The 23,201-nt window shown below is 67.7% G+C and carries 24 protein-coding genes and 1 tRNA gene; 10 read left to right on the top strand and 15 right to left on the bottom strand.

Translation table 11 applies throughout. The features are described from left to right. Positions 1–92: 92 nt before the first annotated feature. A complete protein-coding gene (locus tag BLQ14_RS13285; RefSeq protein ID WP_092501059.1) occupies positions 93–1,025 on the top strand; it encodes a LysR family transcriptional regulator in 933 nt (310 codons plus the stop codon). A gap of 24 nt (positions 1,026–1,049) precedes the next feature. Here the strand turns inward: BLQ14_RS13285 and BLQ14_RS13280 are convergent. Continuing rightward, positions 1,050–1,133: transfer RNA gene (locus BLQ14_RS13280), tRNA-Leu, on the bottom strand. Between the two features lie 174 nt (positions 1,134–1,307). On the opposite strand from BLQ14_RS13280, the gene BLQ14_RS13275 reads away from it, so the two are divergent. From BLQ14_RS13275 to BLQ14_RS13265, 3 genes are read left to right on the top strand one after another with little or no spacing between them, the layout of a single operon-like run. Beyond that, complete coding sequence (locus BLQ14_RS13275) at positions 1,308–1,805, top strand: hypothetical protein (RefSeq protein ID WP_092501058.1); 498 nt, start codon at positions 1,308–1,310, stop codon at positions 1,803–1,805. Between the two features lie 50 nt (positions 1,806–1,855). Continuing rightward, a complete protein-coding gene (locus tag BLQ14_RS13270) occupies positions 1,856–2,434 on the top strand; it encodes a YqaA family protein (protein ID WP_092501057.1) in 579 nt (192 codons plus the stop codon). Continuing rightward, complete coding sequence (locus tag BLQ14_RS13265; protein ID WP_092501056.1) at positions 2,431–2,892, top strand: disulfide bond formation protein B; 462 nt, start codon at positions 2,431–2,433, stop codon at positions 2,890–2,892. Before BLQ14_RS13270 ends, BLQ14_RS13265 begins: the two co-directional genes overlap by 4 nt. Before the next feature lie 5 nt (positions 2,893–2,897). Here BLQ14_RS13265 and mnmH read toward each other — a convergent pair whose 3' ends face one another. Together mnmH and BLQ14_RS13255 are read right to left on the bottom strand one after the other, a co-directional pair. Further along, positions 2,898–3,959 carry a tRNA 2-selenouridine(34) synthase MnmH gene (mnmH, locus tag BLQ14_RS13260; protein WP_092501055.1) on the bottom strand — a complete coding sequence of 354 codons (1,062 nt, stop codon included), beginning with the start codon at positions 3,957–3,959 and terminating at the stop codon, positions 2,898–2,900. Positions 3,960–3,968: 9 nt separating this feature from the next. Beyond that, on the bottom strand, positions 3,969–5,024 hold the full coding sequence (locus BLQ14_RS13255; protein WP_092501054.1) for a glycosyl transferase family protein: 1,056 nt from the start codon (positions 5,022–5,024) through the stop codon (positions 3,969–3,971). 276 nt (positions 5,025–5,300) lie between these two features. Here BLQ14_RS13255 and cysG point away from each other — a divergent pair, with 276 nt between their 5' ends. Further along, positions 5,301–6,782, top strand: coding sequence for a siroheme synthase CysG (gene cysG, locus BLQ14_RS13250; RefSeq protein ID WP_092501053.1), 1,482 nt, complete (start codon positions 5,301–5,303; stop codon positions 6,780–6,782). A gap of 51 nt (positions 6,783–6,833) precedes the next feature. On the opposite strand, the gene BLQ14_RS13245 is transcribed toward cysG, so the two are convergent. The 6 genes from BLQ14_RS13245 to BLQ14_RS13220 all read right to left on the bottom strand — a co-directional run bounded on the left by BLQ14_RS13245 (position 6,834) and on the right by BLQ14_RS13220 (position 13,259). Further along, the gene (locus tag BLQ14_RS13245) at positions 6,834–7,820 is read right to left on the bottom strand and encodes an ABC transporter substrate-binding protein (RefSeq protein ID WP_092501052.1); all 987 of its coding nucleotides are present in this window, start codon (positions 7,818–7,820) and stop codon (positions 6,834–6,836) included. A gap of 34 nt (positions 7,821–7,854) precedes the next feature. Beyond that, on the bottom strand, positions 7,855–8,706 hold the full coding sequence (locus BLQ14_RS13240; protein WP_092501051.1) for an ABC transporter permease: 852 nt from the start codon (positions 8,704–8,706) through the stop codon (positions 7,855–7,857). Next, positions 8,703–9,572: an ABC transporter permease gene (locus tag BLQ14_RS13235; RefSeq protein ID WP_092501050.1), complete on the bottom strand. Its 870-nt coding sequence runs from the start codon at positions 9,570–9,572 to the stop codon at positions 8,703–8,705. The genes BLQ14_RS13240 and BLQ14_RS13235 overlap by 4 nt, the downstream gene beginning before the upstream one ends. Before the next feature lie 90 nt (positions 9,573–9,662). Next, complete coding sequence (locus BLQ14_RS13230; protein WP_092501049.1) at positions 9,663–10,454, bottom strand: ABC transporter ATP-binding protein; 792 nt, start codon at positions 10,452–10,454, stop codon at positions 9,663–9,665. A gap of 6 nt (positions 10,455–10,460) precedes the next feature. Then, positions 10,461–11,915, bottom strand: coding sequence for a dihydropyrimidinase (gene hydA / locus BLQ14_RS13225; RefSeq protein WP_092501048.1), 1,455 nt, complete (start codon positions 11,913–11,915; stop codon positions 10,461–10,463). Between the two features lie 93 nt (positions 11,916–12,008). Next, complete coding sequence (locus BLQ14_RS13220; protein WP_092501047.1) at positions 12,009–13,259, bottom strand: Zn-dependent hydrolase; 1,251 nt, start codon at positions 13,257–13,259, stop codon at positions 12,009–12,011. 218 nt (positions 13,260–13,477) lie between these two features. On the opposite strand from BLQ14_RS13220, the gene BLQ14_RS13215 reads away from it, so the two are divergent. Together BLQ14_RS13215 and BLQ14_RS15315 are read left to right on the top strand one after the other, a co-directional pair. Continuing rightward, on the top strand, positions 13,478–14,101 hold the full coding sequence (locus BLQ14_RS13215) for a TetR family transcriptional regulator C-terminal domain-containing protein (RefSeq protein WP_092501046.1): 624 nt from the start codon (positions 13,478–13,480) through the stop codon (positions 14,099–14,101). Positions 14,102–14,384: 283 nt separating this feature from the next. Then, positions 14,385–14,735, top strand: a complete 351-nt coding sequence (locus BLQ14_RS15315; protein WP_143004499.1) for a hypothetical protein — start codon at positions 14,385–14,387, stop codon at positions 14,733–14,735. A 50-nt stretch (positions 14,736–14,785) separates the two neighbouring features. Here the strand turns inward: BLQ14_RS15315 and preA are convergent, their stop codons facing one another. Next, positions 14,786–16,087 carry an NAD-dependent dihydropyrimidine dehydrogenase subunit PreA gene (gene preA / locus BLQ14_RS13205; protein WP_092501044.1) on the bottom strand — a complete coding sequence of 434 codons (1,302 nt, stop codon included), beginning with the start codon at positions 16,085–16,087 and terminating at the stop codon, positions 14,786–14,788. 11 nt (positions 16,088–16,098) lie between these two features. Beyond that, a complete protein-coding gene (locus BLQ14_RS13200) occupies positions 16,099–17,430 on the bottom strand; it encodes an NAD(P)-dependent oxidoreductase (protein WP_092501043.1) in 1,332 nt (443 codons plus the stop codon). Between the two features lie 210 nt (positions 17,431–17,640). On the opposite strand from BLQ14_RS13200, the gene accB reads away from it, so the two are divergent. The 3 genes from accB to aat all read left to right on the top strand — a co-directional run bounded on the left by accB (position 17,641) and on the right by aat (position 20,282). Beyond that, positions 17,641–18,153 (top strand): acetyl-CoA carboxylase biotin carboxyl carrier protein, encoded by a 513-nt coding sequence (gene accB, locus BLQ14_RS13195; protein WP_092501042.1) that lies wholly within the window; start codon positions 17,641–17,643, stop codon positions 18,151–18,153. 10 nt (positions 18,154–18,163) lie between these two features. Then, the gene (gene accC / locus BLQ14_RS13190) at positions 18,164–19,510 is read left to right on the top strand and encodes an acetyl-CoA carboxylase biotin carboxylase subunit (protein WP_092501041.1); all 1,347 of its coding nucleotides are present in this window, start codon (positions 18,164–18,166) and stop codon (positions 19,508–19,510) included. A gap of 124 nt (positions 19,511–19,634) precedes the next feature. Then, positions 19,635–20,282 (top strand): leucyl/phenylalanyl-tRNA--protein transferase, encoded by a 648-nt coding sequence (gene aat, locus BLQ14_RS13185; RefSeq protein ID WP_092501040.1) that lies wholly within the window; start codon positions 19,635–19,637, stop codon positions 20,280–20,282. Here the strand turns inward: aat and BLQ14_RS15555 are convergent. The 4 genes from BLQ14_RS15555 to clpX all read right to left on the bottom strand — a co-directional run bounded on the left by BLQ14_RS15555 (position 20,246) and on the right by clpX (position 23,051). Beyond that, positions 20,246–20,782, bottom strand: coding sequence for a DUF2155 domain-containing protein (locus tag BLQ14_RS15555; RefSeq protein ID WP_245657113.1), 537 nt, complete (start codon positions 20,780–20,782; stop codon positions 20,246–20,248). The two genes, aat and BLQ14_RS15555, sit on opposite strands and share 37 nt — an antisense overlap. Then, entirely contained in the window at positions 20,779–21,246 is a 468-nt protein-coding gene (gene mlaD, locus BLQ14_RS13175; protein WP_092501039.1) for an outer membrane lipid asymmetry maintenance protein MlaD, read from the bottom strand. The genes BLQ14_RS15555 and mlaD overlap by 4 nt, the downstream gene beginning before the upstream one ends. A gap of 33 nt (positions 21,247–21,279) precedes the next feature. Next, a complete protein-coding gene (locus tag BLQ14_RS13170; protein ID WP_092501038.1) occupies positions 21,280–21,663 on the bottom strand; it encodes an NADH:ubiquinone oxidoreductase subunit NDUFA12 in 384 nt (127 codons plus the stop codon). A gap of 128 nt (positions 21,664–21,791) precedes the next feature. Next, positions 21,792–23,051: an ATP-dependent Clp protease ATP-binding subunit ClpX gene (gene clpX, locus BLQ14_RS13165; RefSeq protein ID WP_092501037.1), complete on the bottom strand. Its 1,260-nt coding sequence runs from the start codon at positions 23,049–23,051 to the stop codon at positions 21,792–21,794. Positions 23,052–23,201: the final 150 nt, after the last annotated feature.

The following is a 23,201-nucleotide window of genomic DNA, read 5'->3' as shown; positions in this document are numbered from 1 at the left end:
GGCCTCCCCCTGTCACTCCCGCATTGACAGATGCAGGACGGATGCACTTAAAGTCAAACTGATGTTATGAATGATGATCATTCATATTTGTGATGTCCCTATGGTCGCTTGATCTCAAGCTCCTCGAGCTTCTGGTGCGCATTCACGAGACCGGCTCAGTGTCGCTGGCCGGCGAGCAGCTCGGCCTGAGCCAGCCGGCGGCCTCGAATGCCCTTCGCCGCCTGCGCGAGGCGCTTGGCGACCCGCTCTTCATCCGCGGCCGCGAGGGGATGGTCGCCACCGCCTACACCGAACGCGTGGTGCCGGCGGTCAGGGCGCATCTCGCGGGGCTTGCCGCGGCGCTGGCGACAAGCTCGGAATTCCGCCCCGAGACGGCGCGGCGCAACTTCCGCCTGTCGCTTTCGGGGCTGGGCGAGCAGTCCTTCCTGCCGCCGCTGGCGCGCCGGATCTTCGCCGAGGCGCCGCATGTGCGGATCGAGAACGTCGCCCTGCCGATGGAGGCGCTCGCGGGCGCGCTTGCGCGTGGCGAGGCGGATGCGGCGATCGGCATCCTCGAGGCGCGCGAGCCGGGGCTGCGGCGGCTGCACCTCTTCGACGAGGTCTTCCGCGTGGTCGGCTGCCCGCGGCTCAGCGCCGAGGAAGCGGCCCGCGTGAGGCTCGAGGAAATCCGCCTCATTCTCGTTGCCCCGTCCGCCACCTATGCCGAGGATGTCGAGAGCAGCCTTGCCCGGCGCGGCCTTGCCGGCAATGTGGCGATCAGGCTGCGCCATTTCGGCGCCCTGCCCGAGCTTCTGGCCAGCGTCGATGCCTTCGCGGTGGTGCCGGGCCAGTTCGCCGCCCGGCTCGAGGCCGCGGGCCAGGCGCGCATGCTGCCCGTCGAACTGCCGCTCAGGCAAAGCGGTGTCGGGCTGATCTGGCATCGCCGCACCGACCACGACCCCGCCTGCATCTGGCTGCGCGCGCGCATCACCGAACTGTTCGAGGGAAGCCCCCACCCCTTGCCGGAGAGTGAAGCAGGGCAATAGGCCGACGGCTCATCGCGGGTGCCCTGGTGCCCGAGGCGAGACTCGAACTCGCACGCCTTGCGGCGGGGGATTTTGAATCCCCTGCGTCTACCATTCCGCCACTCGGGCCACCGTAGGCTGTCTAGCCCCTGCGAAGACGCCCCGCAAGCGGCCGCTGCATCCCGCAAAGGCGGTCTGGGCCGGAGAGTGTCGCAATTGTCCCGATTTCGGCACCAATCCTGACCGTTCCTGCCCAGATCGTTGCCCATGATGCGTCAGTGTCGAGGAGATTTCCGGCACACGGTGGAGGACGAGCCCATGACCATGCAGTTTCCCGCGCCCTTGCCCGTCGCGGAGAAGGTCGGACCGCACGCCATCGCCCCGGCAGCTGCGGGGGTGCTTCTCGCCGGCTTTTCCGCCGATGAAGCGGCTGACCTTCTTCTCGAGCTGGCGCTTGCGGGGCTTGCACCTCTTGCCCTGCCCGTTCACGAGGCGCTTTCGGAAATCCTCGAAAGTCCGGCAGAAAACTATCATTCCTTCGTGCTCGATGCCGCTGCGTTCGTCGACGATGAGGCGCTCGCCGACGCGCTGCGTCTGCTCAGCGTCAAGCCTGATCGCCTTGGCGTGGTTGTGGTCAACCATCCGGGCCCGCGGCGCCTCATGCTGGGCGATCGGCACCGGGACAGCCTTGAGCTGGTGCTCGGGCGCATCGCGAGGCCCGGCTGTAGACGGGCGCTGATCGCGCATTGTGCGAAGCGCGCCCGCACCTGCACCGACCCCTGCCCCATCACACTCGCTTGACGAATGGGCAAGGCCATGGCCTAAGGCCGCAGGATTTTCGGGCCGGCAGCATGCTTCGACGACTCTACGACTGGACGATCTCGCTCGCCGGCCACCGCCATGCGCTGGCGGCATTGGCGCTGGTGTCCTTCATCGAATCCTCGGTGTTTCCGATCCCGCCCGATGTGCTGATGATCCCGATGATCATCGCGACGCCGCACCGCGCCTTCCTGATCGCGGGCGTGGCGACGCTGGCCTCGGTCGCGGGCGGTCTGCTCGGCTATGTCATCGGCTGGGGGCTTTATGAGAGCGTCGGCCGGCCGGTGCTCGAATTCTATGGTCGCGAGGCGCAGTTCCAGAGCTTTGCCGCAACCTACAACGCATGGGGCGCCTGGGCGGTGCTGATCGCCGGTGTCACGCCCTTTCCCTACAAGGTCATCACCATTCTCTCCGGCACCACGGGGCTCAACCTCGGCATCTTCATGGTCGCCTCGGTCATCGCGCGGGGCCTGCGCTTCTTCGTCCTCGCAGCGCTCTTGTGGAAGTTCGGCCCGCCCATCCGCGACTTCATCGAGCGTCGGCTGGGGCTTGTCTTCACTGTCTTCATGGTGCTCCTTGTGGGCGGATTCGTCGTGGCGAGGTATCTGTGAAGACGCGCCAACTGCTCATCCTTCTGGCGGCCGGCGGCTCCGCGGCGCTGCTTCTCGCCGCGCTCGGCTCGCAGCATCTGGGCGGGCTTGCGCCCTGCAAACTGTGCATCTGGCAGCGCTGGCCGCATCTGGCGGCGGTGGTGCTGGGCGCCGTGGCGCTCAAGCTGCCGGGGCGCCTCTGGCCTGCCCTCGGCGCGCTCGCCGCGGCCACCACCGGCGCGATCGGCATCTATCACACCGGGGTCGAGCGCGGCTGGTGGCAGGGGCCTGACACCTGCACATCGGGCCCGGTCGGCGGGCTCTCGCCCGAGGAGCTCTTGAGCCGGATCGCCGCCGCGCCGCTGGTGCGCTGCGACGAAGTCGCCTGGGACTTCCTCGGCCTGTCGATGGCAAGCTGGAACGCGGTTATTTCCTTTTCGCTGGCCGCGCTCTGGATCGCCGCGGCCCGGCGCAGCTGAAGCTCTCAGGCGGGCACCGCCAGCCGCTCGATCTCGGCCGCGATCGCGCCCGCCGCGGCCTCGAGCCTTGTCTCGTCGAGCCTGCCCACGGTGATCTCGGCCAGAGCAGCGCCGCGCCCCTCGCGCGACTTGGCATAGCGCGGGTCGTAGTGACGCGCCATCAGCTCGGCAGCCAGCGCCTCGAAGCGCCCCTCGCGCGCCATCGCCTGCCAGGCGGCCACCTGCTCGCGCCCCTGCAGCGGAATGAGCAGCGCCAGCGTCTCGCACAACGCCTCGCGGTCGGCCAGAAGATCGGCGTAGGCGCGCACGAGATACGCCGCGCGCGCCTCGACCGGGGCAGAAACGGTCAGCCGGGGCGCCACCTTCATCGCCTTCCACACCGAGGGCGGGATCTGAAGATTGCCCACCTTGCTCGATTCGGCCTCGACCACCACTGGCCGGCCCGCATCGAGCGCATCGAAGGCATGCGCCAGCGCCCCTTCGAAAGCCTTCTGCGAGGGTTGCCCGCCTTCCCGCGCGCCCAGCACCGAGCCGCGGTGGCGCGCGAGCCCCTCGAGATCGACCACCTGCACCCCGCGCGCGGCAAGGCGGGCAAGGATCTCGGTCTTCGCTGTGCCGGTGTTGCCATCGAGAAGCACCAGCCGGTGCGCAAGCGGCGCCTCGTGCATGGCATGGGCCACCACACGCCGGTAGCTTCGGTAGCCGCCTGCCAGTGTCTCCACGCGCCAGCCGACATTGGCCAGAATGGTCGCAAACGCGCCCGAGCGCTGCCCCCCGCGCCAGCAATAGACGAGCGGCCGCCAGCCACCCGGCTTGTCGGCAAGCGGTCCTTCGAGATGCGCCGCGGCATTGCGCGCCACCAGCGCCGCGCCGATGCGCCGGGCCAGAAACGGCGACTGCTGGACATAGATCGTGCCCACCCGCGCCCGTTCCTCGTCATCGAGCACGGGCAGGCTTATCGCGCCGGGAAGATGATCCTCGGCGTATTCGGAGGGTGAGCGCACGTCGATCACCGTGTCAAAGCCGGTGTCGCGAAACGCTTCCAGCGTCGTCAGTTCGATGGCCATGGGCGCCTTCTAGAGCATCGCGCCGACGGGCGAAACGCCATTGGCACCGGTTGCGCATGCCGCCGGGATGCGGCTTCGGTCCCGCCGCGCCCACATGGCGCGGGCCAACGCCTCGGCCTCGCCGATCGCCCGCGCGCGTCCCATGGCCTTGAGCGTCACCGCCAGCGTGCCGATGACGGAGGCGGCGGCGTGCTCGTCGTCCTCCTCGCCGCGCCACAGCGCCGCAAGACGGCCCATGTCCATCTGCTCGTCGGCGGGAATGTGGCCCTCGTCGAGAAGCGCCGGCCATTCCTCGACGAAAGGCCCCTCCGCGCCGCGGGTCGTCCAGACCTGAAGCGGCTTGTTGGGGCGGCGCTCGATCTCGCCCCCTTCGCCCCGGAAGACGGCGGCCACGGGCTGGCCGAGAAGCCTGGCCGCGCCGGCATGGATATCCATGAAGCCGCGATGGAAGATCCCCTGCATCATCACCGGCGCGCCGAAGGGGTTCAGCATGCGCGTGAAGGAATGAACCGGTGAGCGCAGCCCGAGAATCGGCCTCAGTTCGATCAGCTGGCGCAGCACCGGGCTCAGCACTTCGAGAGGCACATAGGCAAAGCCCCGCGCCTCGATGTGGCGTGCGGCTTCCTCGAGGCTCGCCGCCGCGGGGATGCCCAGCGCGGCCAGCACCTCGCGGGTGTAAAGCCGCCCGGGCGTATGGCCTTCGGTGCCGTGCATGAACACCCGCACCCCCTCGCCCACCAGCGTCAGCACGCTGAGCAGGAACCACGGCAGCTGCCGGCGCTTGCCGGCATATGACGACCAGTCGACATCAACCGGCGGGATCGCGGGCGGCAGGCGAAAGGTGGCGCGGGTGGCGTCGACAAAACCGGCCATCTCCTCGGGCGCCTCCTCCTTAAGGCGCAGGAGCATCAGGAAGGCGCCGATCTGCTCGGGAAGAGCGCGGCCCTCGAGAATCATTTCCATCGCCTCGCGCGCCTCTTCACGGGTGAGATGGCGCTGTTTGGTCCTGCCCCGGCCGAGGATGGCAACGAAACGGGAAAACGGGTGCGGTATCGCATCGGGCATGGGCCGACTCTCCTTGCGCTTCAGTCGCTTGCGCAATCATCGCATCGTCAGAGGGAATTGGCAAAAGCCCCCGCCCGCTCCGGCTGGAAGCCGGGCGGCGGTTCGACGCGGCGCGTGGCCGCCGTGCAGGTGCAACCAGAAAGCGCGGAGCGGGGTTGAGGGTGGCGCTGCTTTCATTACCTTGCGACCGGTAACGCGTGCGCCTTGGCGCCAACGCCAACGGGGCGCGACGAATGACCGCCGCTGACGAGCCACCGAACCGGAGACGCACAGCCCATGGATTTCCTTCCCGTCTTTCTCGACATCCGCGGCCGGCGGGTGGTCGTGGACGGCCCCGGCACCGCCGCGGCCCGCCGCATCGAGCGCGCCCTTGACGCCGGCGCCGAGGTGCACGCGTTCGATCCGGAGCCCGAAGAGGAGGTCGAAGCCCTCGAGGGCCGCACGCGGCTGACCCTCCACCGCCGCCTGCCCGAGGAGGCCGACATCGAAGGCGCGGTTCTGGTCTATGGCGCCTCCGAAGACCCAGCGCGGGATGCGCGGCTGTGGGAGTGGACACGGGCCCGCGGGATCCTGTGCAACATCGCCGACGTCAACGAGATGTGCGACTTCATCACCCCCTCCATCGTCGACCGCTCGCCTGTGACCGTGGCGATCTCCACCGGCGGGGCCGCGCCGGTGATCGCCCGCATCCTGCGCGCCCGCCTCGAGGCCACACTGCCCGCCGCCTTCGGCCGGCTGGCCGAATTCGCCGGTGGCTTCCGCGAGCTCATCGCCGCGAAGATCCGCGACGGCCGCGCCCGGCGCCATTTCTGGGAACGGCTCATCGACGGGCCGGCGGGCGATGCGTTCCTGGCCGGCCGGGTCGACGAGGCGCGCGCGCGCGTGCTCGCCGATCTCGAGGCCGAGGCTGCCGGCGGCAGCGGCGTGGGCGAAGTCTATCTCGTCGGTGCAGGCCCCGGCGATCCCGACCTTCTCACCTTCCGCGCGCTGAGGCTCATGCAGCGCGCCGATGTGGTGCTTTACGACCGGCTGATCGGCGAGGGCATCCTCGGGCTCGTGCGCCGCGATGCCGAGCGCATCCATGTGGGCAAGGCGGCGAGGCGCCATACCATGCCGCAGGAGGAGATCTCCCGGCTCATGGTGCGGCTTGCCCGCGAGGGCAAGCGCGTTCTGCGGCTGAAGGGGGGCGACCCGTTCATCTTCGGCCGTGGCGGCGAGGAGATCGAGGTGCTGGCCGAGGAGGGCATCCCCTTTCAGGTGGTTCCCGGCATCACCGCCGCCTCGGGTTGCGCGACCTATGCCGGCATCCCGCTGACCCATCGCGATCACGCCCATTCGGTGAGCTTCGTGACCGCGCACGGCCGCGACGGGCTTCTTGACCTCGATTGGGAGCACCTGATCCGCCCCGACCAGACGCTTGCCATCTACATGGGGCTTTCGTCCCTGCCGGCGCTGGTGGAGGCATTTGCCCGCCGCGGAGTCGATCGCTCCATGCCGGTCGCGGTCATCGAGAAGGGCACGCGGCCGGGCCAGCGGATCGTCACCGGAACGCTCGGCGACATCGCCGGCAAGGTCGAGGCCGAGGGCTTGGGAAGCCCCGCGATGATCATCGTCGGCACCGTCGTCACCCTGCGCGACAAGCTCGACTGGGGCGGCGGCGTGGAGGGCGCGCATGCGATGGGGCTCGCAGCCGAGCGGGTGAAGGAGATCATCGCCCCGGCAGGCGGGAAGGCAGACGGCACGACCGGCACGAGATGAAAAGGCCCCGGCGCGCGTGCCGGGGCCTCCCGTTCCGATTGCCGGCGCGGCCTATTTCAGCGCCGCATCGGTGATCTCATGCGTCCAGGCGCCATCGCCCGGATGCCTGGTGATGACCGGATCGGAGCCGCCCGCGAGGAGCGTCGCCACCGTGCGCTCGAAATCGGCCGGGTCGAGCTCGCCGTTCGAGCCCGCGGTGAGCTTGGCGATCTCGCGCATCATCCGCTTCTGATGCTTCTCGGTCTGGGCGCCGGTCTCGTCATGCTCGAGCACGATCAGCGCGGCCTCGTCCATGTTCTCCTCGGCCCATTTCCAGCCCTTCATCGAGGCGCGCACGAAGCGCACGAGCTTGTCCTTGAATTCGGGGTCGGCGAGCCGGTCCTCGAGCACATAGAGCCCGTCCTCGAGCGTCGCCACGCCCTGATCCTCGTACTTGAAGGTGATGAGATCATCGGGGCTCACGCCCGCATCGATCACCTGCCAGTACTCGTTGTAGGTCATGGTCGAGATGCAGTCGGCCTGCCGCTGCAGGAGCGGATCGACGTTGAAGCCCTGCTTGAGCACCGTCACCCCCTCGGGCGAGCCGTCGGTCGGGATGCCTAGCTGGCTCATCCAGGCGAGGAAGGGATACTCGTTGCCGAAGAACCACACGCCCAGCGTCTTGCCGCGGAAGTCCTGCGGCGTCTTGATGCCGGAGTCCTTCCAGCAGGTCAGCATCATGCCCGAGCGCTTGAAGGGCTGGGCGATGTTGACAAGCGGCAGCCCCCGCTCGCGCGCGGCCAGCGCGGCCGGCATCCACTCCACCGTCACATCGGCGCCGCCGCCCGCGATCACCTGGGTGGGCGCGATGTCGGGCCCGCCCGGCTTGATGGTGACGTTGAGCCCCTCTTCCTCGTAGTAGCCGTTCTCGAGCGCCACATAGTAGCCCGCGAACTGGGCCTGCGTGACCCATTTGAGTTGCAGCGTCAGGTCATCGGCCGCCTGGGCGCCGCCCGCCGCCAGACCGAGCGCGAAGGCGCCCGCAATCAGTCTCTTCATGGTCTTTCTCCCCTGTTGGTTGTCGTTGTCGTCGTCATCTGCCCCCCCTCTGCGAGGGATGCCAGAAGGTCACCCAGCGCTCGGCCAGCGCCACCGCGCCGTAAAAGCTCGTGCCCGCCAGCGCCGCCACCGCGATCTCGGCCCAGACCATGTCGATCCCGAGCCGCCCGACCTCGGTGGAGATGCGAAAGCCCATGCCCTTGATCGGCGAGCCGAAGAACTCCGCCACGATCGCGCCGATGAGCGCAAGCGTGGTGGCGATCTTCAACCCGTTGAAGATGAAGGGCATGGCCGCGGGAAGGCGCAGCTTGACGAGCGCCTGCCAGTAGCTTGCGTTCCATGTCTTCATCAGGTCGCGGTGCATCCGGTCGGTGGCATCGAGCCCGGCGACGGTGTTCACCAGCGTCGGAAAGAACACCATCACCACCACCACCGCCGCCTTCGACTGCCAGTCGAAGCCGAACCACATCACCATGATCGGCGCGATGCCGACGATGGGCAGGGCGGCGACGAAATTGCCCACCGGCAGAAGCCCCGCCTTCAGGAAGGGCGAGCGGTCGATGAGCACCGCCACCGCCACCGCCGCGCCGCATCCGATCACCCAGCCGGTCAGCGCGCCCTTAACGAAGGTCTGCACGAAATCGATCCACAGAACGTCGAGCGAGGCGGCGAATTTCGCGGCAATCGCGGTGGGCGCGGGCAGGATCACGGGCGAGACCTCGAAGCCGCGCACCAGCCCCTCCCAGACGATCAGCATCGCAAGGCCGAAGATCAGCGGCGCGGCGACGCGGCCGGCGCGCCTCTCGGCCAGGGCCGAGGCGGCAATGCGCGTGTTCACCCACCACAGCGCCGCCCAGGCGGCGAGGCTTCCCAGAATCCAGATCATCGCGCCACCTGCCCCATCGCGCGGGCGGCAAGCGCCTGCACGATGCCCACCGCCACCACCAGCAGCGCCGCGAGGATGGCAGCGGCGAAGAGTGCGGTCCACATGATCATCGGCTCGCCGAACTGGCTGCCGATCAGCATCCGCGCGCCCAGCCCCTCGATGGCGCCCGTCGGCAGCTCTCCGACGATGGCGCCGACAAGGCTCGCCGCCACCGCCACCTTCATCGAGGCGAAGAAATAGGGCATGGAGGCCGGCAGCCGCAGCTTGACGAAGGTCTGCCAACGGCTGGCATTGTAGGTCTTCAGAAGATCAAGCTGCTCGCGCTCGGGGCTCCGGAGCCCCTTCACCATGCTCACCAGCACCGGGAAATAGCTGAGATAGGCGGAGATGATCGTCTTCGGCACCGTCCGCCCCTCGATGCCGACGGCATTCGAGAGCACGATGATCATCGGCGCGATCGCCACGATCGGCACCGTCTGGGAGATGATCGCCCAGGGCATCACCGACAGATCCATGGTGCGCGAATGCACGATGCCGATGGCCAGCGCCACGCCCAGGATCGCGCCGACGACAAAGCCGAGCATGGTCGCCTGCAAGGTCACCAGCCCGTGATAGACGAGGCTGCGCTTGGAGGTGATGCGCTTTTCCACCGTCAGCTCCCACAACTCGGCCAGCACCTGATGCGGCGGCGGCAGGAGGGGGCGGTCCTGGTTCATGGTCCCGCGCAGGATGTCCATGAACGAGGGCTCCCTGCCCGCCCGCGCCGCCTGATCGATCACCCAGGCCGAATTGAGCCAGACCGCCGCCACATACCAGATGACGACGATCGCGAGCGTGACCACGAGAACCGGCAGAACGCGCCTCACCGCACCGCCTCCTGCGCTCTTCTCATCATCCTGGGTGCAAATACCCCGGGGGTGCGGGGGCAGCGCCCCCGCCCAAGCCGATCCGCATGCTCACTCATCGTAGGCATGTCCCGCCCTCAGCCCCTCACGCACCCGGTGCGCCACCTCGAGAAATTCCGGCGTGTCGCGGATGTCGAGCGGCCGCTCCGCCGGCAACGGGCTTTCGATCACATCGGTGATCCGTCCGGGCCGCGGGCTCATCACCACGATCTTGGTCGACAGATACACAGCCTCGGGAATCGAATGGGTGACAAAGCCGATGGTCTTGCCTGTCCTTCGCCACAGGCTCAGAAGCTGCTCATTCAGATGGTCGCGCACGATCTCGTCGAGCGCGCCGAAGGGCTCGTCCATCAGCAGGATATCGGCGTCAAAGGCGAGCGCCCGCGCGATCGACGCGCGCTGCTGCATGCCGCCAGAGAGCTGCCAGGGATATTTGTTGCCAAAGCCCGAGAGCTCCACCAGCTCCAGCACTTTTCGAACACGTTCCTCGCGTTCGGCGGCCGGGTAGCCCATGATCTCGAGTGGAAGTTTCACATTTCCCGCAATCGTGCGCCACGGGTAGAGTCCGGCGGCCTGGAAGACGTAACCGTAGGCCCGCGCCCGCCGCGCCTCGTCGGGGCTCACGCCATTGACGGTGATCGTGCCGCCCGTCGGCTCCTCGAGCGCGGCGATCACCCGCAGGAAGGTGGTCTTGCCGCAGCCCGAAGGCCCGATGAAGGAAACGAACTCGCCCCGCCCGATGCTGAGGCTCACCCCCTTGAGCGCCTGCACCGGCCCGTCGGCCGTCTCAAACACAAGATCGAGATCGCGCGCCTCGATCACCGCCGCGCCGTCTGCGTCCATTCCCTCTCACACCCCGCTTGCCGGAATGCCGCTGCGCTCCACCTTGCGCGGCGCGGTCAGCTCCTTCCAGGTGGAAAGCGCCGCCGTCACCGGCATGTTGGGCTCGCGCGCGACGAACTGCCCGTGGCCTTCCTGGGTCCGCACCTCCCCGTCGTGGATCGCCACCTGCCCGCGCGTGAGCGTGAACCGTGGCAGACCCTTCACATGATGGCCCTCGAAGACATTGTAGTCGATGGCCGACTGCTGGGTCGCGGCCGAAATCGTCTTCTCCTTCTGCGGGTCCCACACCACGATGTCGGCATCCGACCCAACCATGATCGCCCCCTTGCGCGGATACATGTTCAGGATCTTGGCGATGTTGGTGGAGGTGACGGCGACGAATTCGTTCATGGTCAGCCGGCCGGTGTTGACGCCATGTGTCCACAGAAGCGGCATCCGGTCCTCGAGCCCGCCGGTACCGTTGGGGATCTTGGTGAAGTCGCCCACCCCATAGCGCTTCTGCTCGGTGGTGAAAGCGCAGTGATCGGTCGCCACCACGCTGAGCGAGCCAGACATCAGCCCCGCCCAGAGGCTGTCCTGATGGCGCTTGTTGCGGAAGGGCGGGCTCATCACCCGCCGCGCGGCATGATCCCAATCCTTGTCGAAATACTCCGACTCGTCGAGCACCAGATGCTGGATCAAGGGCTCGCCCCACACCCGCTTGCCAGCCGCGCGCGCGCGCCTGATCGCCTCATGCGCCTCTTCGCAGCTCACATGCACCACATAGAGCGGCACGCCAGCCATGTCGGCGATCATGATCGCGCGGTTGGTGGCCTCGCCCTCCACCTCGGGCGGGCGCGAATAGGCATGCGCCTCGGGCCCGGTGTTGCCCTCGGCCAGAAGCTTCTGCTGCAGGTCGGCGACGATGTCACCGTTCTCGGCATGAACGAGCGGGATCGCGCCAAGCTCGCGCAGCCGCTGGAAGGAGGCGAACATCTCGTCATCGTTCACCATCAGCGCGCCCTTGTAGGCCATGAAGTGCTTGAAGGTGTTGATGCCGTGCTCGCGCACCACCGTGGCCATCTCGTCGAAGACCTGCTCGCCCCACCAGGTCACCGCCATGTGGTAGGAGTAGTCGCAATTGGCGCGGGTGGACTTGTTGTGCCACATCGAGAGCGCGTCGAGGAGCCCCTGCCCGGGGCTGGGCAACGCGAAATCCACCACCATGGTGGTGCCGCCGGCAAGCGCGGCGCGCGTGCCCGATTCGAAATCGTCGCTCGAATAGGTGCCCATGAAGGGCATCTCCAGATGCGTGTGCGGATCGATCCCGCCCGGCATCACGTAGCAGCCGGTTGCATCGAGCTCCTCGTCTCCCTTGAGGTTCGGCCCGATCTCGCTGATCCGCCCATCCTCGATCCTCACATCCGCCTTGTAGGTCAGATCGGCGGTCACGATGGTGCCGTTTCTGATGACCGTGCTCATCTCGCCCTCCCTGCCGGATCATGGCCGGCCCTGATCTTCTTCGGTTTTCCAAATACCTCGGGGGTCCGGGGGCAGAGCCCCCGGCGCCCGACGCTACTCCACGATCTCCGCCGTCTCGACCACCGCGTGGAAGAGCACGTTCGCCCCCTTCTCGGCCCATTCGGGGTAGATCTCCTCGGCCTCGTTGTGAGAAAGGCCGTCCACGCAGGGGCACATCACCATCGCCGTGGGGGCGACGCGGTTGATCCAGCAGGCGTCGTGACCCGCGCCGGAGATGATGTCGCGGTGCGAATAGCCCAGCCGCTCGGCCGCGCGGCGCACCGCGGCGACGCAGCCCTCGTCGAACTTCACCGGATCGAAGCCGCCCACCTTCTCGAAGGCGACCTCGAGCCCCATCTCGTCGCAAATCTTCTTCGCCCCTTCGCGCAGGCGCCGCTCCATGTCCTCGATCACCTCGAGCTCGGGCGAGCGGAAATCCACCGTGAACACCGCCTTGCCGGGGATCACGTTGCGCGAGTTGGGATAGACGTCGATATGCCCGGCCGCGCCCACCGCATGGGGCTTGTGCGACCAGGCGATCTCGTCGACAAGCTCGAGGATGCGCGCCATGCCAAGGCCCGCGTTCCTGCGCATCGGCATCGGCGTGGAGCCGGTGTGCGCCTCCTTGCCGGTCACCGTCACCTCCGTCCAGCTCAGCCCCTGCCCGTGGGTGACAACGCCGATGTCCTTGCCTTCGGCCTCGAGGATGGGGCCCTGCTCGATGTGCAGCTCGAAGAAGGCCTTCATCGGGCGGCCCCCCACCGGCTCGTCACCCTTCCAGCCGATCCGCTCAAGCTCGTCGCCGAAGCGCTTGCCCTCGGCATCCACCCGGTCATAGGCCCACTCGAGGTCATGCACCCCGGCGAAGACGCCCGAGGCCAGCATCGCCGGGGCAAAGCGCGTGCCTTCCTCGTTGGTCCAGTTCACCACCACGATCGGATGGCGAGTGCGGATGCCGAGGTCGTTGAGCGTGCGGATGATCTCGAGCCCGCCCAGCACGCCCAGCACCCCGTCATACTTGCCGCCCGTCGGCTGGGTGTCGAGATGGCTGCCGACATAGACCGGCGGCAGATCGGGCTCGGTGCCCTCGCGGCGCGCGAACATGGTGCCCATCCGGTCGACGCCCATGGTGAGCCCCGCCTCCTCGCACCAGCGGGCAAAGAGCGCGCGGCCCTCGGCATCGGCATCGGTCAGCGTCTGGCGGTTGTTGCCGCCGGCCACGCCGGGGCCGATCTTCGCCATCTCCATGAGGCTGTCCCAAAGCCTCTCGCCGTTGATCTTCAGATTCTCGCCGGGCGCTGGCATTGCGTGACTCCCTGTCCTGCTCTCCGCGCGGTCATTCAATTGAATTTTGCCGCGCAGAATCTTGATTTGTTGGGGCAAACTCCCGCCGCCGCACAGCCGGCCCGAAAAGCGCGGCCGGGGCCTGCCAGACAGGAGTTTGACCAAATGGTCAGCAAAACGCTACCACGGCTTGAAGGCAGGTCAAGTCTCTGCATGAAATGCGCCCGAGGAGAGAGCAAATGAGCACAGCGCGCAGCCGAACCCGCATCCAGGCAAGAAATCGCGCCCGGATTCTGGAAGCCGCGCTCGATGTGTTCAGCGAGGCGGGCCTGCGCGGGGCCACGCTCGACCGCATCGCAAGCGCCGCAGGGCTGTCGAAGCCGAACCTGCTCTACTACTTTCGCTCCAAGGAGGAAATCCACCGCACGCTCATCAACGCGCTGCTCGACAGCTGGCTTGAGCCCCTGCGCGCGCTCAATCCCGAAGGCGAGCCGGTGGAGGAAATCCTTGCCTATGTGCTGCGCAAGCTCGAGATGGCCCGCACCATGCCGCGCGAGAGCCGGCTCTTTGCCAACGAAATCCTGCATGGCGCGCCGCATGTCGGCGACATCATCGAGGGGCCCCTGAAGGAACTCGTGGACGAGAAGGCCGCGCTCATCGCCCGCTGGGCCGAGGCCGGGCGCATCGCACAGGTCAACGGCCATCACCTGATCTTCTCGATCTGGGCCACCACCCAGCATTACGCCGATTTCGACGTGCAGGTGCGCGGGATTCTGGGCAGCAGGGATGACGCGCATTTCAGCGAGGCTGCCCGTTTTCTCACCCATCTCTACAGGCGCGCCCTCACCCCCGAGCCCTGTTAACGCGGGATTCAGCGAATCACCCCAGGCTGGCCAGCGTGGGGGCTCCGCCGTGGGAGCTTCGCTGATGATCGACACGAGCCACACTCCCGCCCAGCTCGCCGCGCTCGAGGCACCGCGGCCTGCGCGGCTCGCCCCGCCCGAGCGTCTGCCCCCGCCTGCCCCGAAGGAGGCTGCGCTGCGCGCGGGGCCGGAGCATCACCGGCCCGGAGCGCACAAGGCCCCCCACCCCGAGCAGACGGGCAGCGCGCCTGCGCCGGCGCCCAGGCCGCCGCTCGAACCGGGCATGCTGCTCGGCCCGCCGCCGGCGTTTCAGGCCAGCATCCTGGATTTCGAGAACGACCTGCGCGCAAAGCTCGCGCAGCTCGCCGCCAGCCGCGGGCGGGAAGAGACGCGCGTCATTCTGGGCGGCGAGAGCCTCGACGGGCGCGCCGGCACCGCGGCAAGCGAAGGCGCCGGCGAGGCGGCAAGCCGGGCGCGGCGGTCTGGCACGCCCCTCACCGCTCGGGACGATGCCGAGGCGGACCTGAGAAATGACTTTAACTATGATGCACAAATATCGGAAATCGAGCCAAACTTGTCTGAATCGCGAGAAACGCCGCCCGGCGCTGCGCCACCACCGGGCGGGAGCGTCTGACCTCCCGCCCGTGGACCGACCGGGGGACGACCGGAAACCGACCGGCCCCCTTATTCCGCGGCCTTGGCGGCGGGGTTGTTTGGGTGTGTCGTCCAGTTGGCGTAGTCCGCCTCCACCACCTTGCCGGTGCGCGGGTCCACCGTGCCGGGGGCGAGGCGCTCCATGGTGATGCAGCCCTCCACCGGGCAGACATCCACGCACAGGTTGCAGGCCACGCACTCCGCGTCGTTGACCTCGAAGACGCGGCCCTCCTTCATCCAGATGGCCTGATGCGAGGTGTCCTCGCAGGCGGCGTAGCAGCGCCCGCAGTGGATGCACTTCTCCTGATCGATCCGCGCCTTGGTAACGTAGTTGAGGTTGAGATACTGCCAGTCGGTGACGTTGGGCACCGCGCGGCCGACGATGTCGGAGACGGACGCGAAGCCCTTGGCATCCATCCATTCCGACAGCCCCGCGATCATCTCCTGCACGACCTTAAAGCCATAGGTCATCGCCGCGGTGCAGACCTGCACGTTATGCGCGCCAAGGGCGAGGAACTCGGCTGCGTCGCGCCATGTGGTCACCCCGCCGATGCCCGAGATCGGCAGGCCGCGCGTCTCGGGGTCGCGCGCGATCTCGGCCACCATGTTGAGCGCGATCGGCTTGACCGCCGGGCCGCAATAGCCGCCGTGCGTGCCCTTGCCGTCGATCTCGGGCTCAGGCGCGAAATTGTCGAGGTTGACGCCGGTGATGGAGTTGATGGTGTTGATGAGGCTGACGGCATCCGCGCCCCCGGCCTTGGCGGCGCGGGCGGGATAGCGGATGTCGGTGATGTTGGGCGTGAGCTTGACGATCACCGGCATCCGCGTGTTCGCCTTGCACCAGCGCGTGACCATCTCGATGTATTCGGGCACCTGCCCCACCGCCGAGCCCATGCCGCGCTCGCTCATCCCGTGGGGGCAGCCGAAGTTGAGCTCCACCCCGTCTGCGCCGGTCTCCTCCACCCGCCCGAGGATGTACTTCCAGCTTTCCTCGTCACAGGGCACCATCAGCGAGACGACGAGCGCGCGGTCGGGCCAGTCGCGCTTGACGGCCTTGATCTCCCGCAGGTTCACCTCGAGCGGGCGATCGGTGATGAGCTCGATGTTGTTGAGCCCGAGAAGCCGCCGGTCCGGCCCCCACACGGCGCCGTAGCGCGGCCCGTTGACGTTGACCACCGGCGGATCGATGCCCAGCGTCTTCCACACCACACCGCCCCAACCGGCTTCAAAGGCGCGGCGGACATTGTATTCCTTGTCGGTGGGCGGCGCGGAGGCCAGCCAGAACGGGTTGGGAGACTTGATTCCCACGAATTCCGTAGTGAGGTCAGCCATCTCTTCCTCCCTCAGCCCATGAGCCAGGCGTGAATGTCCTCGGCCGCGTCGCGCCCTTCGGCCACGGCCACCACGGTGAGATCCTCGCCCGGCGTGCAGTCGCCCCCGGCCCAGACCCCCTCGAGCGAGGTGCGCCCCGGCCCCGTCACCGCGATCTTGCCGCCCTCGAGCGCCAGCCCCTCGGGTGCGCCCTCTAGCCGCTGGCCGATCGCCTTGAAGAGCTGGTCGGCCTTCAGCCGGAACCGCTCGCCGGTGCCCTTGAGCCCCTCGGGCGTCTCGACGGTGTATTCGAACTCCACCTCGCGCACCGCGCCGTCGCCGTGCACGGCGACCGGCATCGCCTCGCAGATGATGCGCACGCCCTTGGCCGCGGCGAGGTTCTGCTCGTATTCCGAGGCGGGCATCTTCTCGCGGGCGCGGCGATAGACGATGGTCACGTTCTCCGCGCCGAGAAGCTTGGCCTGAACGGCGGCGTCGATGGCGGTCATGCCGCCACCGACGACCACCACATCGCGACCGACGGGCAGGGAGGAAAGGTCTTCCGCCTGTCGCAATTCGGCAATAAAATCAACTGCGTTTTCGACATTCTCAAGGTCTTCCCCCGGCGCGCGCAGGGCGTTGACGCCGGCAAGACCCATGCCGAGGAACACCGCGTCGAAGTCCCGCCGCAGCGTTGCCAGATCGAGGTCGCGGCCAAGCTCGCGGCCCGTCTCGACGGTGATGCCGCCGATCTTCATCAGCCACTCCACCTCGGCCTGGGCAAAGCCGCCGGTCGTCTTGTAGGCGGCGATGCCGAATTCGTTGAGGCCGCCGGGCTTGGGGCGCGCGTCATAGATGACGACGTCATGGCCATGCATCGCCAGGCGGTGCGCGCAGGCAAGCCCCGCCGGCCCCGCCCCGACCACCGCCACGCGCCTGCCGGTGGGCGCGGCGCGCGTGAAGGGGTGCACGCCCTTTGCCATCAGCCGGTCCGTCGCATAGCGCTGAAGCCGCCCGATCTCGACCGGGTCACCCTCGGCCTCCATGCGCACGCAGGCCTCCTCGCACAGCGTCTCGGTGGGGCAGACACGGGCGCACATGCCGCCGAGGATATTCTGGGCGAAGATGGCCTTCGCCGCCGCCTCCGGCATGCCGGTGGCGATCTCGCGGATGAAGAGCGGAATGTCGATTTCGGTGGGACAGGCCGCAACGCAAGGCGCGTCGTAACAGAAATAGCACCGGTCCGCCGCCACCCGCGCCTCGTGGTCGTCGAGCGGCGGGTGCAGGTCGGAGAAGTTCGCCTCGATCGCCTCGCGGGCCAGCCGCCCCGGCACCACCCCCGGCGTGTGCGGGCTGTTTGCCATCGCCGTCTCCCTGTCTGTTGTCGTCTGTGATCTTGTTGTTGCCTCGACTGTGCCACAGGACGAAATTTTATCAACTGGTAAATTTTGTCTCCGGGCCGAAACGGCGCCCTGCAGGCGCGCGCAGCGCTTTTCACCCCGGCGGGGCTTGAGTATAAGCGGGCAGGTTTGCAGGCCCCGCCCCGCGTGGGCCCCACAAGCAGGCGAGGACCGATGACGGACAACACCAGCGAGGCCGATGTCGCCTTCATCAAGGCGCTGGCCGAACTTCTGCGCGAGAACGATCTGAGCGAGCTCGAGGTGAGCCGCGAGACAGGCAAGGACAAGAAGCTTTCGGTGCGGGTCAGCCGCGGCGGTGCGATTGTCGCCCCGCCGGCCGCTGCGCAGGCCCCGGCGCCGGTGGCGCCTCCTGCCCCGGCGGCCGCGCCCGCCCCTGCGGCCGCACCGGCCGCGCCTGAGCCCGATGCGGCCATCACCGATCCTGCGGCGCATCCGGGCGCGGTGACCTCGCCGATGGTCGGGACTGTCTATCTGCAGCCCGAACCGGGGGCCGCGCCCTTCGTGAAGGTCGGTGACCGCGTCGAGGAGGGGCAGACGCTCCTGATCATCGAGGCGATGAAGACGATGAACCAGATTCCCTCGCCGCGCGCGGGCGTCGTCCGCCGCATCCTTGTGGAGGATGGCACTCCGGTGGAATTCGGCGCGCCGCTGATGATCATCGAGTAGGGCCGGCGCGATGTTCGACAAGATCCTCATCGCCAACCGCGGCGAGATCGCCCTGCGCGTGGTGCGCGCCTGCCGCGAGATGGGCATTGCCTCGGTCGCGGTGCACTCGACGGCGGATGCCGATGCGATGCATGTGCGCATGGCCGACGAGGCGGTGTGCATCGGCCCGCCCCCGGCGCAGCAAAGCTATCTGTCCTTCCCGGCCATCATCGCTGCCTGCGAGATCACCGGCGCGCAGGCGATCCACCCGGGCTACGGCTTTCTTTCCGAGAACGCCAAGTTCGTGGAGATCGTCGAAGACCACGGCATCACCTTCATCGGCCCCACCGCCGAGCACATCCGCATCATGGGCGACAAGATCACCGCCAAGGAGACGATGAAGGCGCTCGGCGTGCCCTGCGTGCCAGGCTCCGACGGCGAGGTGGAGGATTACGAGACGGCCCGCCGCATCGCCGATGAAATCGGCTATCCGGTGATCATCAAGGCCACCGCCGGCGGCGGCGGACGGGGCATGAAGCTTGCCCGCACCCCTGCCGAGCTCGAGACCGCCTTCCGCACCGCCCGCGCCGAGGCCAAGGCCGCCTTCGGCAATGATGCCGTCTACATGGAGAAATATCTCGGCCGGCCCCGCCACATCGAGGTGCAGGTCTTCGGCGACGGCAAGGGCAATGCGGTGCATCTGGGCGAGCGGGACTGTTCGCTCCAGCGCCGCCACCAGAAGGTGCTGGAAGAGGCGCCGGGCCCGGTGATCGACGCGGCCACGCGCGAGAAGATCGGGCGCATCTGCGCCGACGCGGTGGCGCGCATCAACTATGCCGGGGCGGGCACCATCGAGTTTCTCTGGGAGGACGGGGAGTTCTACTTCATCGAGATGAACACCCGCCTGCAGGTGGAGCATCCCGTCACCGAGGAGGTCTATGACGTCGATCTCGTGCGCGAGCAGATCCGGGTGGCAGCAGGCGAGCCGCTTTCCTTCACCCAGGAAGATCTGAAGCCGCGCGGCCACGCCATCGAGGTCAGGATCAACGCCGAGAAGCTGCCGGCCTTCGTGCCAAGCCCGGGACGAATCAGCCAGTATCACGCGCCGGGCGGACTTGGCGTGCGCATGGACTCGGCGATCTATGACGGCTACCGCATCCCGCCCTATTACGACAGCCTGATCGGCAAGCTGATCGTGCGCGGCCACAGCCGGGAGGAGGCGCTGGCGCGGCTCAGGCGCGCCCTCGGCGAGTTGATCGTGGACGGGATCGACACCACCATTCCCCTCTTCCGCATGCTCGTGGAGGAGGAGGCGGTGATCTCGGGCAACTACGACATCCACTGGCTCGAGAAATGGCTCGCCGAGCACATGGGCTGAGGTTGGCCGGCAAGGGACAGTCGCGCAGCGGCGCCGCCGTGAGGCAAGCGGGACGGGCGGCGCCCGGCCCGGCCGGGCGGGTCGGGCACTGCCCGGCCTCGCGGCCGGGCGATCGCGGAACGCCATGACCGCCGCTCAGGTTCTGACGCCCGAGCTGATGCTTTCGGCCTATGCCAGCGGCATCTTTCCCATGGCCGAGGATCGCGCGTCGGCCGAGCTGTTCTGGGTCGATCCGCGCCGGCGCGGCATCATCCCGCTCGATGGCTTTCACATCTCCCGCTCGCTCAGGCGCCGCATGCTCAAGGGCGGCTACGAGATCGCCGTCAATCGCGACTTCACCGCCACCGTCGCCGCCTGCGCCGACCGCCCCGAGACATGGATCAACGCCGAGCTCGAGAGCCTCTACGCCGCCCTGCACGCCCGCGGCTTTGCGCATTCGCTCGAGGTGTGGCAGGAGGGGCGGCTCGTGGGCGGCGTCTTCGGCATCGCTCTAGGCGGCGCCTTCTTCGGCGAGAGCATGTTCAGCCGCGTCACCGACGCCTCGAAGATCGCACTTGCCTATCTTGTCGACCGGCTGGGGCGGGCGGGCTTCACGCTCTTCGACACCCAGTTTCTTACCGAGCATCTCGCCTCGCTCGGCGGCATCGAGATTTCCCGGGCGGAGTATCGCCGTCGTCTCGCCGAGGCGCTGACCGTCGAGGCGGATTTCACCGCGCCCGAGCCCATCCCCGCGCCTCAGGAGGTGGTGCAGCGGATCACCCAGACGTCATAGCGGTGATGGTCCATGGCGTTGAGCGCCGGGCTCGAGGCGATCATCCAGCCAGAGAACACCGGCGCCTCCTGCCCCTCGACCCCAATGACCAGCCAGGCAAAGGCATCGCCCTCGGGGTTGTCCACCGGGTAGCGGCACTCGCCGAGCCGCAGCTCCAGCAGGCCCCAGCGCGCGATCTCGCCCGCGCGCAAGGTGATGTCACGCCGCTCGCCCGCGATCTTGTCAAGCGCGCGGACCACGGCGCCTTGCGCCATCTCCGCGGTCTCGGCGGTGACCTCGGTAATGACGCGCTCCGCGCCGAGCACGAGCGGGCTTTCCTCAAGCGGCTCGTAGCTCAGCGTGTCGGCAGGGTCGACCGGGCGATACTCGAGCGGGTTTTCCTCGATCGGCCCAATGACGATCGGCCCCGAACCGTTGAACTCCTGAGCGATCGAAACCGATGCGAGGCAGGCAAACGCCAGAAGGCTTGCAAGCGCTGACCGCCGCCGCAGGCCAGTCACTCTCCGCCCCCAGTCTCGCCGCCGCCGCTTGTGGCGAACTTGACGAAAAGATTGACGAGGCTGACCGCCGACTGGGTGTCGAGAATCTCGTCTCCGGGCTCATAGGTATCGGGCGACCCCCCCGGCAACAGCTCGACGAAGGCGCCCCCCAGAAGCCCCTCGGAGGAGATCAGCACCGCCGTGTCATCGGGCAGGCGCAGGGAGCTGTCGACGGTAAAGGTCGTCTCCGCGCGGAAGGTTTCCGGGTTGAGCCGCAGATCGATGACGCTGCCAACCTTGACGCCGGCCATGCGCACGTCGGTACCGACCGAGATTCCCTGCGCCGAGGTGAAGGAGGCGCGATAGGTCGCCGCTCCCGCCGGCGCGGGCCCATACCCGGTGCGCTGCGCGGCATAGAGCGTGAAGCCGAGCGCCAAGAAAAGAACCACGGCGCCCACCAGAATCTCGGCCGTGCGATTGTTCATGCGGCCCTCGCTCCACCCCTGCCGCCTGGTCGCCTACTCGGGGCGCCAGGCCTCATAATCAATGGGCTCCTTTGGCTCTGCGCGCAGGATTGACCCCGGCGGCAGATAGGCCAGCCGCGTTCCGGTGAGGTTCTCGTGATGGGGCTTCTCCCAAGGCTTGTGCTTGAGCGGCGCCTTGACCGGCGGCTCATCCCAGGTGTGGTGCAGCCAGCCGTGCCAGTCGGGCGAAATGCGACTCGCCTCCGCCTCGCCGTTGTAGATGACCCAGCGCCGCTTGCCGTCGCGCGATTCGTAAAAGCGGTTGCCCTGCTCGTCCTCGCCGACCTTCCGGCCCTTCAGCCACGTATAGACTGCCGTGTTCAGCGTCGCGCCGTTCCACCATGTCACCGCGCGCAGGAGCGTGTTGATGACGCCCATCACCTGCCTCCGTCCTCTGACGCCACGGATATGCCTGATCGCCGGGCCAAGGTCCAGTCGCCCGGACGCATGGGATGACGCAATCGCCCTCTTTCGCCCGGACACCGAATCCTCGGGGCTTGGGGGCCTCAGCCGGCGCTCGCCTCTTCCTTCTTCTGATCGGCGTAGATCAGAAGCGGCTGCGCATCGGAGGTAACGGCCTCTTCGTTGACGACCACCTCTTCGACACCCTCCATGCCCGGCAGTTCGAACATGGTGTCAAGCAGGATGTCCTCCATGATCGAGCGCAAGCCGCGCGCTCCGGTCTTGCGGGCGATGGCACGCCGCGCGATGGCGCGCAGAGCATCCTCGGTAAAGGTCAGCTTCACGCCCTCGAGTTCGAAGAGCCGCTGATACTGCTTGACCAGCGCATTCTTGGGCTCGGTCAGGATGCGCACCAGGGCATCCTCGTCGAGATCCTCGAGCGTCGCGATCACCGGCAGTCGGCCGACGAATTCGGGGATCAGCCCGAACTTGAGAAGATCCTCGGGCTCAAGATCCTTCAGGATGTCGCCCGTGTTGCGCGCATCGGGATCCTTCACTTCGGCGCCGAAGCCGATGGATGACCCCTTGCCGCGCTGGGCGATGATTTTCTCGAGACCCGCGAAGGCGCCGCCGCAGATGAACAGGATGTTGGTGGTGTCCACCTGCAGGAATTCCTGCTGCGGATGCTTGCGCCCGCCCTGCGGCGGCACGCTTGCCACCGTGCCTTCCATGATCTTCAGAAGCGCCTGCTGCACCCCCTCGCCCGAGACATCCCGGGTGATCGACGGGTTGTCGGACTTGCGGGAGATCTTGTCGACCTCGTCGATGTAGACGATGCCGCGCTGGGCGCGCTCGACGTTGTATTCGCTCGCCTGCAGGAGCTTGAGGATGATGTTCTCCACATCCTCCCCCACATAGCCCGCCTCGGTGAGCGTGGTGGCATCGGCCATCGTGAAGGGCACATCGAGGATGCGCGCCAGCGTCTGCGCCAGAAGCGTCTTGCCGCAGCCCGTCGGCCCGATCAGCAGGATGTTGGACTTCGCAAGTTCGATGTCGGACTTGTCCGAATTGGCGAGCCGCTTGTAGTGATTGTGCACCGCGACCGAGAGCACGCGCTTGGCGTGCTCCTGCCCGATGACATACTCGTCGAGCACCTTGCAGATCTCTTTCGGCGTCGGCACACCACCGGAGGATTTCAGGCCCGAGCCCTTCGTCTCCTCGCGGATGATGTCCATGCACAGCTCGACGCACTCGTCGCAGATGAACACGGTCGGGCCCGCGATCAGCTTGCGCACTTCGTGCTGACTCTTGCCGCAGAAAGAACAGTAAAGCGTGTTCTTGCTGTCGCCGGAATTCGTCGCCATCCCGCTCCTTCCGGGCCCGCCACTGCCGGACCCGTCATCTTCAGCGCCAGGCCGTATCCGGCCGGCATCCACTTATCTCAACGGCCCTTGCGGGCCCTCTTCTCCCCGCAGCAGAAGCGTAAGACATGGCCGGACGGGGCACAACACCTG

Origin of the sequence: Meinhardsimonia xiamenensis (genome assembly GCF_900102905.1) — a bacterium.
GTDB classification, from domain to species: domain Bacteria; phylum Pseudomonadota; class Alphaproteobacteria; order Rhodobacterales; family Rhodobacteraceae; genus Meinhardsimonia; species Meinhardsimonia xiamenensis.
This window is presented reverse-complemented; position numbering and strand designations above follow the sequence as displayed.